Below are 17,820 nucleotides of genomic sequence, written 5' to 3' on the forward strand. Positions count from 1 at the left end.
CCCTTTTACAAATCAAACGTCGCAAATACCGGCGCGTGATCTGATGGTTTCTCCCAACCGCGTGCCGGGCGGAAGATACGGCTGCCATGGGCAGAGTTCGCGATATCGGGCGTGGCCCAGACATGATCAAGGCGGCGGCCTTTGTCTGCTTCGTCCCAGTCACGTGCGCGGTAGGACCACCAGCTATAGAGCCGCCCATCGGGAATGTCTGCGCGGGTGACATCGACCCATTTGCCCGCATCGCGGGTTTCCTCAAAATGCTCTACCTCGATCGGCGTGTGGCTGACCACCTTAAGTAATTTTTTGTGGTCCCAGACGTCATCTTCACGCGGTGCGATGTTCAGATCACCCACCAGAATTGAGCGCGCTGGCGGGTCCGCATGAAAATGGTCACGCAGTTCTGTCAGGTAGTCGAGTTTCTGGCCAAATTTCTCGTTCACGTCGCGGTCCGGTACATCGCCCCCGGCCGGGATGTAATGGTTGTGGATCGTCACACCATTTTCGAGCTTTGCTGCAACATAGCGGGCATGCCCAAGGCCCGCAAAATCATGGCACCCTGCATCGGTGATTGGAAGGCGCGACAGGATCGCGACACCGTTGTAACCCTTTTGGCCCCGCGCAACCATGTACTTGTAACCAATTGCGGCGAATCCCTCGGTCGGGATTTTATCAACTGGGGACTTGCATTCCTGCAGGCAAAGAACATCAGGGGCTTCTTCGGCCAGCAGTTTCAGCACGATGGGTTCACGCAATCGAACCGAATTGATGTTCCATGTTGCCAGGGTAAAGGCCATGTCCTGCTCTCCGCGTCATTCATTTCAATATGTGGCGCTTTGAGGCGCACGGCTAGTTCCGGAATTCCATACTTGTTATTGCGATCAATCACACCAATGGAAAGCAGATTGAGCAGTTTTTTCGCGAGAGTATCAGAGATAAAAGTAAGGGCGAACCGAGGGGAGGGTGCAAAGCGCCCGCCCCGTGGGCGCGGTTCGGGCGCTGCCCGTGCCAAGCACGGGCATTTGGATATCAGACGCTTTTCTCGCGTTGGGCCCAGTAGCACCGTTGTCGGCAACCGAATCGCGAACCCTTGGTTAAACGTCAGCAATGCACAATTGCGGTTTCAACAGGTGGCGGCAACACTTTAATCTTTTTTGGAAAGATGGAGTGTGAAGCATGAAGTATCGTCAGCATACATTTTACACTGACAAACAGAAGTCAGAGATGTGAGATCGATGGCAAATATCGCGGCTAAGCTCGCCGATCTGGTAACCCTCTAGATCTAATGCTGGGATGGCCGACCCAGTATCGCACAAAGCGGCAACATCACGGGCGCGGGCTGCCGCTTAGGGCTCATTGCAGTCACTGCTTCACCATACGCAACACTCCCAAACCATCACCCCCACCAAAAAAAGACCCGGCATAAAGCCGGGTCAGTCCAACAGGGAGGAATGCGTCTTAACCCAGACGCCGGGACGAGAATGCGAGTTCACGCAATAAGACGATAACCCCCGGATTCGGTCACAAGAAGGCGAGCGTTTGACGGATCTGGTTCTATTTTCTGGCGAAGACGGTAAATATGTGTCTCTAACGTATGGGTCGTAACACCTGCGTTATAGCCCCAGACCTCGTGCAAGAGCACATCACGGGCCACAACACCGTCGGTCGAACGATAGAGGAATTTCAGGATATTCGTCTCTTTTTCGGTCAGGCGGATTTTCTTTTCGTTTTCATCAAGCAGCATCTTCATTGCAGGCTTAAAAGTATATGGCCCAAGCTGGAAGACCGCGTCTTCGGATTGTTCATGCTGGCGCAGTTGCGCACGGACGCGTGCCAGAAGAACCGGAAATTTGAAGGGTTTGGTGACGTAGTCGTTGGCACCCGCATCCAAACCAAGAATGGTGTCAGCATCGCTGTCATGGCCCGTCAGCATCAAAATCGGGCATTTCACACCCTGTTTGCGCATCAGGCGGCACAATTCGCGCCCATCTGTGTCAGGCAGGCCAACGTCAAGAATAACCAGATCATAGATCGCTTCCTTGGCCTTTTGCATGGCCTCGGTGCCGTTTGCAGCTTCGAAAACATCGAAGTCTTCGGTCATCACAAGCTGTTCTGAAAGCGCTTCGCGAAGATCGTCGTCATCATCGACTAAAAGAATCTTTTTAAGGTTGCTCATTGTCTCTGGTTCCTCTGCTGTTGCCCAACAGATGTTCACAACTGTAGGAATACGCAAGATATGCTGCAATATATTCACGCGCTCGTGTCTATTTCGTGGAATATGTTTCATATTCTGACAAAGCCGACTAAATGAGCCGGTGATTTTGTAACAAGGATACCCGATGGCGCTGCGCCCAAATACCACTGAACTGATCGCGCGGGCGCGGGCCGATTTGCGGATGGGGGTACCTGTTGTTCTGCAATCTGCAGATCGTCTGGCGCTGATACTTGCGGCGGAAACGTTAAGTGCCGCGCGACTGGCTGATGTCCGCGCGCTCGGCGGGAAGCCTGTTCTGGCCGTAACGGCGCGTCGCGCTGAAACGCTGAAGGCGCAGGTTTATGACGGCGATCTTGCGCGCATTGTTTTGCCAAAGGACGCGGGGATTAGCTGGATACAGGCGCTTGCAGACCCGGCAGATGATTTACGCATGCCGATGAAGGGGCCGTTTGAATGCGACCGGGGTGGTGATGTGGCCGCACATCGTGCAGCGATCAACCTGACCAAAGCAGCGCGGCTGTTACCTGCCGCATTGGTGCTTGAGCTTTCTGATCTGTCGCAAGTCACCGATCTGACCACTGTGCCCCTGGCCGAGGCCTGCTCGGGTTTCCATGACACCAGCCCGCTTCATTCAGTTATCAGCGCACGCCTGCCTCTGGAAGTCTCCGAGGCCGGACGATTGCATGTGTTTCGCCCCGAGGACGGAGCAGAGGAACATTATGCCGTCGAAATCGGTCAGCCGCCCCGCGATGTGCCGGTTCTGTCACGTCTGCATTCAGCCTGTTTCACCGGTGATCTGCTCGGCAGTCTGAAATGCGACTGTGGCCCGCAACTGCGTGGTGCGTTGCGTCAGATGGGCGAAGAAGGCGCTGGCGTGCTGCTTTACCTCAATCAGGAAGGGCGCGGCATTGGGCTTGCCAATAAGATGCGCGCCTACGCCTTGCAGGATCAGGGGTTTGATACGGTTGAGGCAAACCACAGGCTGGGCTTTGAAGATGACGAGCGGGATTTTCGGATCGGGGCAGAAATTCTGAAAACCTTAGGGTTTTTAAGTGTCCGGCTGATGACGAACAATCCCAAAAAGGTCGCGATGATGGAACACACAGGAATTGTCGTGACAGAACGCGTTCCCTTAAAGGTCGGCGAAAACATCCATAACAAGGCATATCTTGCCACCAAGGCACGAAAATCCGGGCATCTGCTGTGAACCCGCACGATTTGGTTCTTACACCGCGCGGAGTGCGTTTTTTAGGGCGGTATTTTCCTTGTTCTATCGGGCGTGGTGGTCTGACATCGGACAAGCGCGAAGGTGACGGCGCAACGCCAACCGGGACGCATCACATCGAAGCTGTGCTTTACAGACCTGATCGCGTGGAACAACCCACGAACTGGGCGCGTCCGATCCGGCCTTTTGACCTCTGGTCAGATGATGTTGATGACATTGATTATAATCAGATGGTGCAGGTGCCTTACGGTGCTAGCCACGAGCGGCTGTGCCGGGCAGACCCGCTTTACGACATTGTTCTGGTCACGGACTGGAACTGGCCTGTTGCTGACCCCGGGCGGGGGTCAGCGATTTTCCTGCATCAATGGCGCCGGCCCCATTATCCGACTGAAGGCTGTATTGCATTTTCAAGGTCGGATTTGTTGTGGATCACAGCGCGGGTAGAGCCGGGTTCGCGCGTGATTGTTCGGGGTTAACGCCCCAAAAGTCAGCTCTCGCCGTAATCCCGTTCGCCAAAGATCGCAGAGCCAACGCGCACGTGGGTAGCGCCCAATGCAACCGCGCGCTCAAAATCGCCACTCATGCCCATGGATAGCCCTGCCAGATCGTTTCGCTCTGCTATTTTTCGCAGCAAGGCAAAATGCAGGCTTGGTTCTTCATCCGCCGGGGGGATGCACATGAGGCCGATAACGGGCAATTCAAGATCGCGGCACATCTGGATGAAAGCGTCAGCATCCGCTGGCATGACCCCAGCCTTTTGCTGCTCTTCTCCCGTGTTGACCTGAATGAACAGGTCCGGACAATGGCCGAGTTCCTGTGACAGCCGCGCAAGCGTATTCGCAAGTTTTGGGCGATCCAGAGAATGGATTGCCTCAAAAAGCTCCATTGCCTGACGCGCCTTGTTGGTTTGCAGGGGACCAAGGAGGTGTACCTCTACCCCGTCGTATTGTTCCCGGAAGGCGGGCCACTTCCCCGCGGCTTCCTGCACCTTGTTTTCACCAAACAATCTGTGGCCTTCGTCAAGCACCGCTTTAACGCGTGCGTCAGGTTGCACCTTTGAAACAGCAATCAGCCTAGTGCTGCCCACCGGGCGACCAACGCGGGCTTCTTCGTTGTGGATACGGGAAATAATGTCAGAAAGGGGCATAGAGACCTCGGATCAGTTCTTAGTCTGTCAAACACCAAAGTGCACAAAAAGAAAAGAGCACATCAAACTTCACAGAGACGCTATGCTGAAAATGTTGAAATACCTTGCCCGTCTTAATACCGTTGGGTAGTAGGGGTAGTGACGAAGGATCGGGGCATATTAATGAAAACGACACGGTTTATTACGGTTGGCTTTACAGTACTGGCACTTGTAGCCCTTACCGCTTGTGGCAACAGAGATCGCGCATCAGGCGCCGACAGCGCCGAGGGGCAAACGCAAAGCAGGCCTGAAAGCATCCGCAGGACCGACGGAAGCCGTGTTCAAGGCGGAACAGACCTTCGAAAGGTTGTCCGGGATATTTTCAATACTGCGGACCCGAATGTCACGCTTGAGGTCAATAAATACATCTGGAACGCCTCGCTTGATGTTCTGAACTTTTTGCCGATCGAAGCTGCCGATCCTTTCACAGGCGTTTTTGTGACCGGGTATGGCACACCGCCGGGCGGTGGACAGGCCTATCGCGCAACCGTTTACATCACCGATCCGGCGCTTGATGCGCGGTCTCTTAACGTTGCGATGCAGACCCGTGGTGGCCGTGCGGTCGACCCCGACACGGTGCGCGCCATCGAAGACGCGATTCTGACGCGCGCGCGACAACTGCGAATTCGGGAAGGTAAGCTCTAGACCTCGTCCGCGACACTTAATAAGACCACGCCGGGCCCTTTGCGCTCGGCGTTTCCACTTGAAGGACCATCAATATGTCCCGCTACACCGCATCTGACATCGAGCAAAAATGGCAAGCCGCCTGGGACAAGGCAGATGTTTTCAAAGCCCGCCGGGATGAAAGCAAGCCAAAATACTATGTGCTTGAGATGTTTCCCTACCCTTCCGGGCGTATCCACATGGGCCACGTGCGCAACTACACCATGGGCGACGTGATTGCGCGTTTTAAGATCGCCTCCGGTTTCAGCTTGCTGCACCCAATGGGGTGGGACGCCTTTGGAATGCCCGCAGAAAACGCGGCTATGGCTATCGGTGGTCATCCCAAGACTTGGACCTATGGCAATATCGCCGATATGCGCGCGCAGATGAAACCGCTTGGCTTGTCTATCGACTGGTCGCGTGAATTTGCGACTTGTGACCCGGAATACTACGGCCAGCAGCAGGCGATGTTCATCGACTTTATGGCAAAGGGTCTGGTCTACCGCAAAAACGCCGTGGTGAACTGGGACCCGGTCGATATGACGGTACTTGCGAACGAACAGGTGATTGACGGCAAAGGCTGGCGGTCGAACGCGCCTGTGGAACGCCGTGAACTGACACAATGGTTTTTCAAGATCAGCGACTACTCCGAAGAACTGCTTGAGGCGCTTGACGGGTTGCACAACTGGCCTGAAAAAGTCCGTACGATGCAGGCCAACTGGATTGGTAAATCACGCGGTTTGCAGTTTTCTTTTAACCTGACTGAACCTGCGGGCAGTTTTGACTCGGTCGAGGTTTACACAACCCGGCCTGACACACTGTTGGGTGCGAATTTCATCGGGATTTCGCCCGATCATCCGCTCGCGCGTGCGCTCGAGGCTGAAAATGCAGACCTCGCGGCCTTTAACGCCGAATGTCGCCGGATGGGGACATCCGAAGCTGACATGGAAAAGGCCGAAAAGAAGGGTTTTGACACCGGTCTTCGGGTGAAACACCCACTTGACGACAGTTGGGAATTGCCGGTCTGGGTCGCTAATTTCATCCTTATGGATTATGGCACCGGGGCAATCTTTGGCTGTCCTGCACATGACCAGCGCGATCTTGATTTCAGCCGCAAATACGACCTGCCGGTCGTTGATACCTTCTTTGCGCTTGATGATGACACCCCGGTCGCAGACCTTGCCTTTGTCCCTCCCAAAACTGAACGTGTCAAATGGGTTAACCATTTCGCCGGTTTGGATATCGCCACCGGACAAGAGGCGATTGACGCGACGATTGACTGGGCCGAAGAAAAAGGTTGGGGCAAAGGTGTTACCAACTATCGTCTGCGCGACTGGGGGCTTTCCCGTCAGCGGTATTGGGGTTGCCCGATCCCTGTGGTGCATTGTGAAGACTGCGGTGTGGTTCCTGAAAAGAAAGAAAACCTGCCCGTTGAATTGCCCGACGATGTCACCTTTGATCTGCCCGGCAATCCACTGGACCGCCATCCAACATGGCGTGACTGCGCATGTCCTGCCTGTGGTAAAGCAGCAAAGCGTGAAACCGACACAATGGATACCTTTGTCGATTCAAGCTGGTATTTCGCACGATTCACTTCGCCCCGGGCGACGACACCGACAGATGCGACAGATGCGGATTACTGGATGAATGTTGACCAATACATCGGCGGGATCGAGCACGCGATTTTGCACCTGCTTTACTCGCGCTTCTTTGCGCGCGCGATGAACATCACCGGACACTTGCCCGACAAGGCGATTGAACCGTTCAATGCCCTGTTCACCCAAGGCATGGTCACGCATGAAATTTACGTAACGCGCGATGAAAGGGATCGCCCGGTTTATCACCTGCCCGAAGATATCGAATGGCACGAAAGCGGCGCACGCTTGGGGGCCACGGGTGAGGAGATAACAGTCGTACCCTCTGCCAAGATGTCAAAGTCAAAGAAAAACGTGGTGGACCCGGATGACATTATTTCATCTTACGGGGCGGATACGGCGCGTTGGTTCGTGATGTCTGACAGCCCGCCAGAGCGTGATGTCGAATGGACAGCAGCAGGGGCTGAAGCGACGCATAAGCATTTGGGTCGCGTCTGGACCCTAAGTGATCGGATCAGCAAAATGTCAGCTGATGACGGGGGCAACGGGGATGATGATCTGACGCGCGCAACCCACCGCGCCATTCGTGACGTGACCGAAGGAATCGAAAGCTTCGCCTTTAATAAAGCTGTCGCAAAGCTTTATGAATTTACCAACACGATCGCTAAATCAAAGGCTGGGGTCGCCGCACAGAAAACAGCGATCATGACATTGGCGCAGCTTATGTCGCCGATGACCCCTCATCTGGCCGAAGATATCTGGGCGCGTCAGGGGGGCGAGGGGCTTGTTGTGAACGCTCCCTGGCCAAAGCCTGATCCGGCGATGCTGGTTGAAGATACTGTGACCCTACCCATTCAGGTCAACGGGAAACGTCGGTCAGAAATCGCCGTGCCTGTCGATATGTCAAAGGAAGAGGTTGAAAAACTTGTGCTGGCAAATGATGCTGTCAAAAAGGCGCTGGATGGCGGCGCTCCTAAAAAGCTAATCATTGTACCGGGACGCATTGTTAATGTTGTTATCTGATCGCAGGTTTTTTCTGACAGGTCTTGCAGCCCTTGCCGGTTGCAAGTTTCAGCCGGTGTACGGGCCGCAAGGCCCTGCCCGCGAACTGGATGGCGCGATTGAGGTCATGGCGCCGTCTGATCGCAATAGCTTTGAGCTTGTTCGGCGGCTGGAACAACGCCTTGGGCAACCACAGGCACCGCGCTATGAGCTAAGCTATGTGGTCACTGTAACGACCGACGAGCTGGCAATTTCCTCGACACAAGTCATCAACCGCTACAATCTGATTGGTGAAATCAACTTTACGCTGCGCGAGTTTGGGACGGAAAACGTTCTGACAAGCGGTCGTGTCGACAATTTCACAGGTTACTCTGCCACGGGGACCACGGTCAGCACCCAGACCGCTGAGCGCGATGCCAATGACCGGTTGATGGTCATATTGGCGGATCAGATAGTGGCACGTCTTCTTGCAACATCCGGGGCCTGGGCAGGATGAAACTGACGGGCCGCGATGCGAACCAGTATTTCGCAAAACCGGACCCGAACCGCACCGGCCTGTTGATCTATGGCGCAGATGCGATGCGCGTTGCGCTAAAGCGTCAGGAAGTAATCGCCGCGCTGATCGGCCCAAACGGCGATGAAGAGATGCGGCTGAGCCGAATTCCCGGGGCGGAACTGCGCAAAGACCCGGCTCTTTTGCTTGATGCCGTAAAGGCCCAGAGTTTTTTCCCGGGGCCGCGTGTAGCCTTTGTAGAAGACGCAGGCGATGCGAATGCGCCGCAAATCAGCATGGCTTTTGCAGACTGGCAGACCGGTGACGCACAGATAATCGTAACAGCCAGACAAATCACTGCACGCTCAGCACTGCGTAAACTGTTTGAATCTCACAACAATGCTTTCGCTGTTGGCATCTATGACGATCCGCCCTCGCGTGATGAAATAGAGGCAACCCTAAAGCGTGCCGGAGTTCAGGACCTTGATCGCGATGCAATGGGCGCGCTTGAGGCATTGTCGCGCAGCGTGGACCCGGGGGATTTTCGTCAAACGGTCGAAAAGCTTGGCCTTTACAAGCTGGGTGACACTAGCCCGGTAACACCTGAAGATGTTGCGGCGGTGGCGCCAACCTCAACCGAAGCGGCGCTTGATGACGTCCTGAATATCGTGGCCGAAGCGCGCACACCCGAAATTGGCCCGATCATGGCGCGGCTCGTCAGTCAGGGCACACAGCCTGTTGGCCTTTGCATCGGGGCGACACGCCATTTTCGCCAGCTCTATGTTGCGGCCTCGGACCCCGGCGGCCCCGCTGCTGGAATCGGGCGCCTGCGCCCACCTGTATTTGGGGCGCGTCGGGACCGGATGCTGCGACAAGCGCAGGGATGGGGCATGTATAAGCTGGAGCAGGCACTAACAATGCTGACCGATACGGATTTACAGCTTCGCTCGACCAGTCAGGCCCCGGCCATGGCCCTGATGGAACGCACACTCATACGCCTGTCGATGCTTGCACGGCGGTAACTCACGGAACAGGAATTATGTATCAGGTCATCGGAAAAATACGCTCACGAACACTTCGTGTTTTATGGATGCTCGAAGAATTAGGCCAGCCATATGAGCACATCATTGCTGGTTCACATTCCGAGGCTGTGACCGAAGTAAATCCGGAAGGAAAAATTCCCGTCCTGATCGAGGACGGTGTCACGCTGACGGATTCGACTGCAATTATTCAGTATCTGGCGGACAAGCATGGGGCATTGACCCATCCGGCGGGAACGATAAACCGCGCGATACAGGACGGGCTTACGCAATTTTTGCTGGATGAGTTTGATGCGGCCCTTTGGGTCGCAACGCGGCATATGCTCTATTTGCCCAAAGAACTTCGGCAAGAAGGTATTCATGACACGGTCGGCTGGGAGCTCGCCCGCAGCCAAAAGGTGCTGGCTGAACGGATGGGCGATGGTCCCTTCCTTATGGGCGAAGATATGACAGTGCCGGATATCATCCTGACCCATTGCGGTGGTTGGGCGCTATCTGCCGGGTTCAAGATTTCGGAACCGCAACTGAAAGAGTACTTCCGTATGATGCATGGCCGCCCGGCTTACAAACGTGCGATGGTGTTAGAATAGTTTATTGGAGTCAGATCTGTTAAATTGAAATAGGAGCGAAGGTCTGCTGTGCGGTGCGATTTCAACAGGTCACTGCACAGCGGCATCAAAGCTCGTGTTGAATTTCTGCTGCGCGGACAAAGTCGCCATTTAATGGAAACAAACCATCGTTAGGTTCTGCACATTGCGCGGGAGACACTTCTTTGCACTCAATGCCGGCCTCGCAGGGCTCTTGAGCAACGTGAAATGTAGTGTAACCTGACGTACCGCTTTAAGGGAGGATGCGTACGATGGCCGGAAATGGTGAACATAAAAATGAAAGTATTTGGGATTCAGCCGCGCCGGGATGGGCGAAATGGGAATCCGCTTTGATGGGCGCCGCCGCCGAGGCGACTGAACAAATGCTGGATGCGGCCAACGTAGAAATGGGCATGAGAGTGTTGGACCTCGCCTGTGGCGCCGGCAGCCAAACGATACAAGCCGCGAGGCGCGTGGGGCCGACTGGCCGGGTTTTCGCAAACGACATCGCGTCAAAAATGTTGACCTTTGTGACCTCAAATACCGCCGCCGCGGGGCTGACCAATGTCGAAACACTGCACGGACCGGCGGAAGACCTTTCCAAAAGTGGGCTGCACGTCGATGCGGCAACCTGCCGACTCGGCCTGATGCTGTTCCAGTCGCCTCAAGACGCGCTCGCGGCCGTGCGAAGCGTCTTGGCGGAGAACGGGCGCTTCGCTGTTCTTGTGGTGGCCTCGCCGCAGGACAACCTGCTGTTTTCAAAAACAATGATGATCGCACTAAAACATGCCGGGAAGACCCCGCCGCCGCCGGGTTCACCAGGGCTGTTTGCACTATCAGATCCTGCGAGACTAGAGAGCTTATTTCAAGCGGCCGGGTATATCGACACCAGGATCGAGCAGGTCGCCGCCCGGTTGTCCATCGCATCGATCGGCGACGCGCTAACCATGATGCAAGAAGCATTTGGTGCCTATCGCGCCGTGCTGGCCGATCTGGACGACAAAAAACGCGATGTGGCCTGGGCCGAAATCAGGGACTGCATTGAACAATTTTCGAACCAAGGCGGCGTCAGTTCCGATATGACTCTCCTGCTGGCTTCCGGGACAAACCCACCAGCCTGATCATACGGAGTAGTCGACCGGTAACACGACGCTCACTCTCGACACCGATCAGGTTTTCTCTTTGTGGTACGGCGGAGACCGCTTCGGGCTCATAGCCGTCATCTGACTCTTTCAATCAGTTTACCGGACCTGACCCTGAGACCAGCGCGCTGCTGCCCGCCCTGCGTGCCGTCCTGTCGCAAGGCACGTTGTGATCAGATAGCCCCCGGTTGGGGCCTCCCAATCCAGCATTTCCCCTGCGCAAAAGACGCCGGGCAAGGCGTTCAGCATCAGATTTTCATCCATTGCCTCAAATCGGACCCCCCCGGCTGTCGATATCGCCTCGTCTATCGGTCGCGGACCTGCGTGCGGGACAGGCAAGGCCTTGATCAGGCTGGCAAGCGCTGCCCCGTCTGGCAGCGGATTGCCAAACTCCATCAGAAGGGCACGCTTCACACCTTCAAGTTTCAGCGCCTTGCGAAGGTGATTTGAAACAGAGGTTTTGCCACGCGGGCCAGATAGTCGGGCTGCAATTTTTTCAAGCGGCCAATCCGGCAAAAGATCGATTTTCAAATCAGCACCATCGCGCACAGCGGCCGAGATGGCGTAGATACCACCACCTTCCAAACCTTTTTCCGAGATTACGTATTCCCCGCGCGTTGTCTGACCGTTCACCAGTAACGCAGTGCCTTTCACAGGAACCCCAAAATGCGGCTTCATGTGGTCTGACCAATTGACGCAAAATCCCATATTCGCGGGTTTGAACGGGGCGAGCGTGACACCTTTACCCGAGAGCATCTGCGCCCACGTACCGTCAGAGCCAAGCCGCGACCAGCTCGCACCACCAAGCGCGAGAACAGTCACCTTTGGGTTTAGCGTCACAACGCCCTCAGGCGTTTCAAATTGCATTCCATCGTCAAGACCGACCCAGCGCCAGCGCGTCCGAAACTCCACACCAAGATCAGCGAGCCTCAAAAGCCATGCTCGCAGCAATGGCGAGGCTTTCATAGCGTCAGGAAAGACACGGCCGGAACTTCCGGTAAACACCTCTTGCCCCAAATTGCGGGCCCAGTCTTTGACCTCTTCAGGACCAAATGATTTCAAAGCTTCAAAAAGAGCTGGACCGCCGCCGCTAGTATGCTTAGTAAACATGGCAGGCGGTTCATCCTTTGTCAGGTTAAGCCCGGACTTTCCCGCCATCAGCAGCTTGCGCGCCACAGAGGGTTTGGCCTCGGTAACCAAGACCCGACGCCCGGCGCGCGCCAGTTCCTCTGCTGCCATTAAACCAGCCGGCCCTGCGCCAATGACCAAAGCATCTGTCATGCTGTTGGCAGACCGCCCTTAATCTCGACTACGCGATGTGGATATGGAATTTCGATACCGTTGTCCTTCAGCGCATTCCAGATCAGAAACAGCACGTCCGATGTGTACTTGTTTGGCCCATCGTCCAGACCGTTCACCCAGAATTCCACTGAAAAATCAATGCCGCTGTCGCCAAAGCCGCGAAGTTCGCAGTCTGGTGGATAAGGTTTGTCGAGCACATCCTTATGCGTGGCAACGGCGGCCTCGACAATGGCGGGAATGGTGTTGATGTCTGTATCGTAAGACACTGAAAAATCCGCCTCATACCGGTTGGCAGAGCCGCTGTCGGAATAGTTTGTGACACGCGTTGTTATGAAATCCTCATTGGGCACCATGATCCAGCGCCCGTCAAAAGTTTCCAGAATTGCCGCGCGGGCGGTCATTTTAACGATGGTGCCAGCTTCGCCACCATCAAGCGCAACATAGTCGCCAACAGTCGCTTGGCCCTCGAGCAGAAGAATAACACCAGAGATAAAATTCGCCGCGATCTTTTGCAGCCCGAACCCAAGACCAACACCAATTGCGCCCCCCAAAACAGCAATTGTTGAAAGGTTGATCCCCATGATGTTGAGCAAAAGCAGGAATGCGACGCCGAATATAACAATCTCGGCGGCTTTGACCGCCAGTTGCCGGGTCGCCGGGGGAAGCTCTTTTTGTCGTTGAATGTAACTCGCACTTTGATCATTTGACCAGCGACCAAGCCAGAACAGAACCGAGCCTGCAATAATGCCCCGAACAAGTGACATCAGCGAAAAGGAAATATTGCCAAGCCTGATGATGGTTTCAGACAAGTAGGTGGTTGCAAGAGGCAGCAAGCCCAGCGCGTAGAGCGCCATGATTGGCACAAGCACGTATTTTCCAAGCAGCCTGAGAAACGGATCCTTGACTATTTTATTGACAAGCGCACGCGCCGCTAAAAACAAAAGCAACCTTTTGCCAAAGGCGATAACCGCGCCCGAGCCGAACAGGGAACGTGTTACTTCTTCGCCTACGGCCGTCAGTAAGTAGGCAAGCAACGGCAAAAGAAGGGGCAGGAAGCTTAGCACAAAGAGCCGCAACCCAGCGAACAAATGGGTTTGCTCTTCGGGTGGGGTCAGAATATTTTTCAGAACCGGGGACACCCTGCGTGTCACGACCCAAGCACTGAAAAACGCGACAACAAGCAGCGCGAATTGCGACCATGCGGCGGGGCTTAACAGCCAGCCTTGCGCGATCTCCCATCCCTGCATGAGATAGCCCAGCACCTTATCGACGATTTCTGGCTGTCCATCCATGCTCTCAACCTTTTAACAACTAACGTCAGTTCCCTGTTCTACAGGGGAATGCGGTTGATACAACACCCCCGACTTTTTCTAGGGTCAGAACCGACAAACTGAAAATGAACAAAGGTCTGCAGCGCGGACAATCTGTCTTTTGCATTGCACAGTTTCGACATCGATTTACGCAGCCTGAACCAACTGTGGTAAACTCTTAATTACTAATAGGGAGAAAGGCTATGTTTACATCCACCGTCATTCACAAAACTCTCTCAGCTTTAGTTGTACTTGCAGCACTTGCCTGGCCGACAATCTGCCAATCAGAAGATTTTGAGATAATCACACCTAGTGAAACCTCATTGGAATTGATCGATGGAGAAATTCAGGCCAACCTCAATCAAAATGGTTGCGTAGTCGGATTTGAGGCTGCTTGTTCAACGGTGCTCCAGCGTAGTGAATATGTTTCAACCACGTCACACGCACGCGGTGACAGGACTATTTATGGCTGGGACATTATGGTACCCGAAAGTTTCACCTATAACGCATCAGGAGGATATCTTCGCGCGGCAAGGTTTTTGAATAGAAACGAAGAGTCGGTTCTTAGCTTTCTTCTGGACGGGAAAATTGGGTACGATGTTGGGCGCGAAGCCTGTTTTGATCCAGATGGTTTCGGCGCATGGCACACGATAGAGGTACGTGTCGTGTGGGATTCCACCCCGAAGAAAGGACTCAGAGACAAGACACCGGGAGAGATACATGTATTTTGCGATGGGACTGAGGTGTTACTGCGCTCCGGTCGACCAACCCTTGGCGAGGGGGATGAAGTGAGGTTAGCACTAGGATTAGCAGGCTCATTGAATTTGGCTGATGGCGATAGCACCGCCGTGTCGTTTCGGAATGTGAGAATAGAAACATGGTGACCGCACGATTTCCCGAGCGATGTCTGCAATAGGCTCAAAGCCTTCATTAGACTCTTTCAATCACGTTATGGGACCTTGCCCCTAGCTGATCATCGCCTTGATCCCGGCGACATGCGACTGCGTTGCACCAAGCGAGTCTGCAGCCAATGTTACGACTGTTTCGGATAGACGTTCCCGTTCGACCAGATGATCGATAAGGCCGATAGAAAGGGCCTCATCTGCTGTCAGTTTCTGACCCGCCATCAAGATCAGCTTTGCCCGGGATGGCCCGACAAGCTCTGTCAAACGCTTTGGGTCCGACGGCTGCGGCAGAAAGCCCAGCTTCATGACTGGGTAAAAGAACTTGGCTTCTGGAACGGCGATGCGCAGATCACAGGCAAGCGCCATGCCAAAGGCACCACCAGCCAGTGTCCCGTTCAACGCTGCGATGGTCAGACATGGTAATGCCGCAAGCGCACCTGAAAGACGCTCCCACACATCGCTGGTAGCGAGGCCTGCACGCGCAGCCTCAAGGTCGGCCCCGGCACTGAAAACCTTGCCTGTGCCAGTTAGCACCAGTACCTTGGCGGTGCCGTTTGCTGCAGTTGCGATCTCTGCAAGGTCTTCCAGCATCTCGGGCGTTAGCGAATTTGCCTTGTCCGGACGGTTAAGCGTTACCGTCCAGAGACCATCATCTTTCACAAGTTCGATCATGCAATCAGCCCGATCTTGCGCCGGACACTGTCTTCCCGAAGCGAGATTTCCTGCCCCAGATAAGTGTCTGATTCCGGTTTGCACATCCACACCAACGCACGTGCGGGCCAGTCCGCAGGAATATGATCTTCCCAGTCGAGCTCACTCACCGGATTCACACCTGATGCCTTGATCTCATGTTGCATTTGCGTGGCAACTGTTCCGGGCGACAGCCCCATGATGCGCAAACCGTCTGCAGACAATTCGTTGTGCGCGCAGGTCGTCAGCATCGCAGCAGCCGCTTTAGAGGCGCAATAGTGGCTCCACCCCTCCAGTGCGTGATGGGCAGCACCTGAACTTATCGTGATAATGGTGCCCTTCCCTGCCTTTTGCATGACAGGCGCAGCCGCGCGCATTCCATAGTAGACGCCCTTTAGGTTGATATCGATCACACGTCCCCATTCAGCCGGGTCTGACTTTGCCAAATGAGAGATCGGCTCGATCACGCCGGCATTGTTGATCACAATATCGAGACTTCCAAAGGTCGTCACCGCAGTATCTACCGCAGCTGCGATGTCATCGTAGTTGCTGACGTCGCAAGGGATTGCACGGGCTTGCTCGCCAATCTCAGAGGCGAGCGCTTCTATTGCGGCAGCCCCGCGCGCCAACAAAACAACATTCACACCCTCTGCCGCCAAAGCCCGCGCCGTTTCGGCACCGATGCCTCGGCTTGCCCCGGTTATCAGTGCACATTTTCCTGAAAGCATCATTCTTTTCCTTCACTATTTACCCCTGTGATACCTCAGCAATTTTGAACGCACCAGCGCCCTCTGCCCTTGACCAATCTTGTTGCACAGACGACATTGGAAAATGAATTTTAACCACGAGGTTTTATAATGGCACAATGGAAGTCCATTAGCGGTCTGGCCGCAACAGCAACATTGTTAACAAGTACGGCAGTATTTGCGGACGTAACCGCCGCAGGCGTATGGAACGACTATAAGACTTACATGGAAGGGTTTGGTTACACCGTTCAAACCGGTTCCGAAGACATGTCAGGCGATACGCTGACAATCAACGACATGAACTTTTCAATGGACTTGGGCAAAGATATCGACGGAACGGTTTCCATGTCGATGGGCTCTATGTCATTGACCGAACAGGGTGACGGCACCGTCGCGATCACCTTTCCACCAAACTTTGACATTGCTGTCCGGGCAGACGGCGGCAACGAGGACATGAATTTAGTAATGTCTGTCGCTCATTCCGGCATGGTTATCGTTGCAAGCGGCGATGACAGTGAAACAGCCTATGACTTTTCGGCACCTACAATGACAATGACGATGGACGGCATCGAAGTTGAGGGTGAAAAAATCGATGTGGATTTGAATGCTGCGCTCACTGGTTACAGCGGCCGCTATCTGGTGGTTGACGGTGCACCGACACAAATATCCGGTGATCTAACGACAGACACTATGGAGTTAAGCATCCGTGTCAAAGAACCCCGTGAAGGTGTTGACGTAGACTTTGATCTTGCTGCGGCTGCTTTGGCTGGCACTTTTGCAATGTCGGTTCCAGAGGTGTTTGACCAAGAGAATATGGCAGCCAACCTGGATGCCGGAATGGCCTTTGATTTTGATTATTCCTTAGGCGCTATCACCTTCAACCTCGACGGCACAGGTGACGGGGACAGCTTTGCTGCAAATGGCAGAGTTGGTGGCGCTGAAGTTGCTTTTGAAATGAACCAGGACGGCATGGGGCTTTCAGAACTTGTGAAAGATATCGATATCGCGATTTCCGGGTCTGAAATTCCATTCCCCGAACTGACATTGAAAGCTGCGGAATATGGGCTGAACTTCCTGATGCCCATTACCAAGTCCGACACGCCCGATGATTTTGAAATGGGCGTCCGGCTTGTTGGTATCGAAGTGACGGATACGCTTTGGAACATGATCGACCCGGCAACTGTTCTGCCACGCGATCCGGCCACATTAGTCATTGATACGGCTGGTAAAGCGAACTGGTTCTTCAACATCATGAACCCGGAAGAAGCCGGAATGATGGACGGTGGCGAAATTCCTGGTGAGCTACACGCGCTGACACTGAATGATCTTCAGGTTTCTGTTGCAGGCGCAGATCTTACAGGGAACGGCGGCTTTACTTTTGACAACGATGACCTGCAGACCTTCGACGGTGTTCCACGCCCAGAGGGTAGCATTGATCTGAAACTGGTGGGCGCAAACGGACTGCTTGATAAGCTGGTTCAGATGGGCCTTATCCCGGATGATCAGGCAATGGGTGCGCGCATGATGATGGGCCTGTTTGCGGTTCCCGGTGACGGCGAAGACACGTTGAATTCAAAAATCGAAGTCAATGATCAAGGCCATGTTCTGGCCAATGGTCAGCGTCTGAAATAACTGTGCAAACAGTAAAAAGTCAGGGCCGCCTTGGTAAAACCGGGCGGCCCTTTTTAATGCGGGGGCTTGCGCCTACGCTGAACGCGGCTT

At 54.4% G+C, this 17,820-nt stretch carries 17 protein-coding genes; 10 read left to right on the top strand and 7 right to left on the bottom strand.

Annotation, left to right across the window (positions count from 1 at the left end; all coding sequences use genetic code 11):
- Positions 1 to 5 precede the first annotated feature (5 nt).
- Together MWU63_RS12785 and MWU63_RS12790 are read right to left on the bottom strand one after the other, a co-directional pair.
- Positions 6 to 794, bottom strand: a complete 789-nt coding sequence (locus MWU63_RS12785; RefSeq protein ID WP_213890211.1) for an exodeoxyribonuclease III — start codon at positions 792 to 794, stop codon at positions 6 to 8.
- 692 nt (positions 795 to 1,486) lie between these two features.
- A complete protein-coding gene (locus MWU63_RS12790) occupies positions 1,487 to 2,173 on the bottom strand; it encodes a response regulator transcription factor (RefSeq protein WP_213890212.1) in 687 nt (228 codons plus the stop codon).
- Positions 2,174 to 2,336: 163 nt separating this feature from the next.
- Between MWU63_RS12790 and ribA the strand changes: the two genes are divergently transcribed.
- On the top strand, positions 2,337 to 3,419 hold the full coding sequence (gene ribA / locus MWU63_RS12795) for a GTP cyclohydrolase II (protein WP_247078107.1): 1,083 nt from the start codon (positions 2,337 to 2,339) through the stop codon (positions 3,417 to 3,419).
- Positions 3,416 to 3,913: a L,D-transpeptidase family protein gene (locus MWU63_RS12800; RefSeq protein WP_213890214.1), complete on the top strand. Its 498-nt coding sequence runs from the start codon at positions 3,416 to 3,418 to the stop codon at positions 3,911 to 3,913. The genes ribA and MWU63_RS12800 overlap by 4 nt, the downstream gene beginning before the upstream one ends.
- A gap of 11 nt (positions 3,914 to 3,924) precedes the next feature.
- Here the strand turns inward: MWU63_RS12800 and MWU63_RS12805 are convergent, their stop codons facing one another.
- Positions 3,925 to 4,584 carry a YggS family pyridoxal phosphate-dependent enzyme gene (locus MWU63_RS12805; RefSeq protein ID WP_213890215.1) on the bottom strand — a complete coding sequence of 220 codons (660 nt, stop codon included), beginning with the start codon at positions 4,582 to 4,584 and terminating at the stop codon, positions 3,925 to 3,927.
- 162 nt (positions 4,585 to 4,746) lie between these two features.
- On the opposite strand from MWU63_RS12805, the gene MWU63_RS12810 reads away from it, so the two are divergent.
- The 6 genes from MWU63_RS12810 to MWU63_RS12835 all read left to right on the top strand — a co-directional run bounded on the left by MWU63_RS12810 (position 4,747) and on the right by MWU63_RS12835 (position 11,124).
- Positions 4,747 to 5,268 carry a DUF3576 domain-containing protein gene (locus MWU63_RS12810; protein WP_247078108.1) on the top strand — a complete coding sequence of 174 codons (522 nt, stop codon included), beginning with the start codon at positions 4,747 to 4,749 and terminating at the stop codon, positions 5,266 to 5,268.
- A gap of 74 nt (positions 5,269 to 5,342) precedes the next feature.
- Positions 5,343 to 7,904 (top strand): leucine--tRNA ligase, encoded by a 2,562-nt coding sequence (leuS, locus tag MWU63_RS12815; protein WP_247078118.1) that lies wholly within the window; start codon positions 5,343 to 5,345, stop codon positions 7,902 to 7,904.
- Complete coding sequence (lptE, locus tag MWU63_RS12820) at positions 7,891 to 8,379, top strand: LPS assembly lipoprotein LptE (RefSeq protein WP_213890218.1); 489 nt, start codon at positions 7,891 to 7,893, stop codon at positions 8,377 to 8,379. Before leuS ends, lptE begins: the two co-directional genes overlap by 14 nt.
- The gene (gene holA, locus MWU63_RS12825; RefSeq protein WP_213890219.1) at positions 8,376 to 9,398 is read left to right on the top strand and encodes a DNA polymerase III subunit delta; all 1,023 of its coding nucleotides are present in this window, start codon (positions 8,376 to 8,378) and stop codon (positions 9,396 to 9,398) included. Before lptE ends, holA begins: the two co-directional genes overlap by 4 nt.
- 17 nt (positions 9,399 to 9,415) lie before the next feature.
- Entirely contained in the window at positions 9,416 to 10,006 is a 591-nt protein-coding gene (locus MWU63_RS12830; protein WP_213890220.1) for a glutathione S-transferase family protein, read from the top strand.
- A gap of 269 nt (positions 10,007 to 10,275) precedes the next feature.
- A complete protein-coding gene (locus tag MWU63_RS12835) occupies positions 10,276 to 11,124 on the top strand; it encodes a methyltransferase domain-containing protein (protein ID WP_213890221.1) in 849 nt (282 codons plus the stop codon).
- A gap of 120 nt (positions 11,125 to 11,244) precedes the next feature.
- Here the strand turns inward: MWU63_RS12835 and MWU63_RS12840 are convergent, their stop codons facing one another.
- On the bottom strand, positions 11,245 to 12,426 hold the full coding sequence (locus MWU63_RS12840; protein WP_247078120.1) for a TIGR03862 family flavoprotein: 1,182 nt from the start codon (positions 12,424 to 12,426) through the stop codon (positions 11,245 to 11,247).
- Positions 12,423 to 13,739 (bottom strand): mechanosensitive ion channel domain-containing protein, encoded by a 1,317-nt coding sequence (locus MWU63_RS12845; RefSeq protein ID WP_213890223.1) that lies wholly within the window; start codon positions 13,737 to 13,739, stop codon positions 12,423 to 12,425. The genes MWU63_RS12840 and MWU63_RS12845 overlap by 4 nt, the downstream gene beginning before the upstream one ends.
- Before the next feature lie 221 nt (positions 13,740 to 13,960).
- Here MWU63_RS12845 and MWU63_RS12850 point away from each other — a divergent pair, with 221 nt between their 5' ends.
- The gene (locus MWU63_RS12850; protein WP_213890224.1) at positions 13,961 to 14,641 is read left to right on the top strand and encodes a hypothetical protein; all 681 of its coding nucleotides are present in this window, start codon (positions 13,961 to 13,963) and stop codon (positions 14,639 to 14,641) included.
- Between the two features lie 81 nt (positions 14,642 to 14,722).
- Here the strand turns inward: MWU63_RS12850 and MWU63_RS12855 are convergent, their stop codons facing one another.
- Complete coding sequence (locus MWU63_RS12855) at positions 14,723 to 15,334, bottom strand: enoyl-CoA hydratase/isomerase family protein (protein ID WP_213890225.1); 612 nt, start codon at positions 15,332 to 15,334, stop codon at positions 14,723 to 14,725.
- Positions 15,331 to 16,083 carry an SDR family oxidoreductase gene (locus MWU63_RS12860; RefSeq protein WP_213890226.1) on the bottom strand — a complete coding sequence of 251 codons (753 nt, stop codon included), beginning with the start codon at positions 16,081 to 16,083 and terminating at the stop codon, positions 15,331 to 15,333. Before MWU63_RS12860 ends, MWU63_RS12855 begins: the two co-directional genes overlap by 4 nt.
- A gap of 126 nt (positions 16,084 to 16,209) precedes the next feature.
- Between MWU63_RS12860 and MWU63_RS12865 the strand changes: the two genes are divergently transcribed.
- A complete protein-coding gene (locus MWU63_RS12865; protein ID WP_213890227.1) occupies positions 16,210 to 17,730 on the top strand; it encodes a DUF2125 domain-containing protein in 1,521 nt (506 codons plus the stop codon).
- The last annotated feature ends 90 nt before the right edge of the window (positions 17,731 to 17,820 follow it).

The sequence above is a fragment of the Pseudohalocynthiibacter sp. F2068 genome, assembly GCF_023015645.1.
Lineage (GTDB): Bacteria > Pseudomonadota > Alphaproteobacteria > Rhodobacterales > Rhodobacteraceae > Pseudohalocynthiibacter > Pseudohalocynthiibacter aestuariivivens.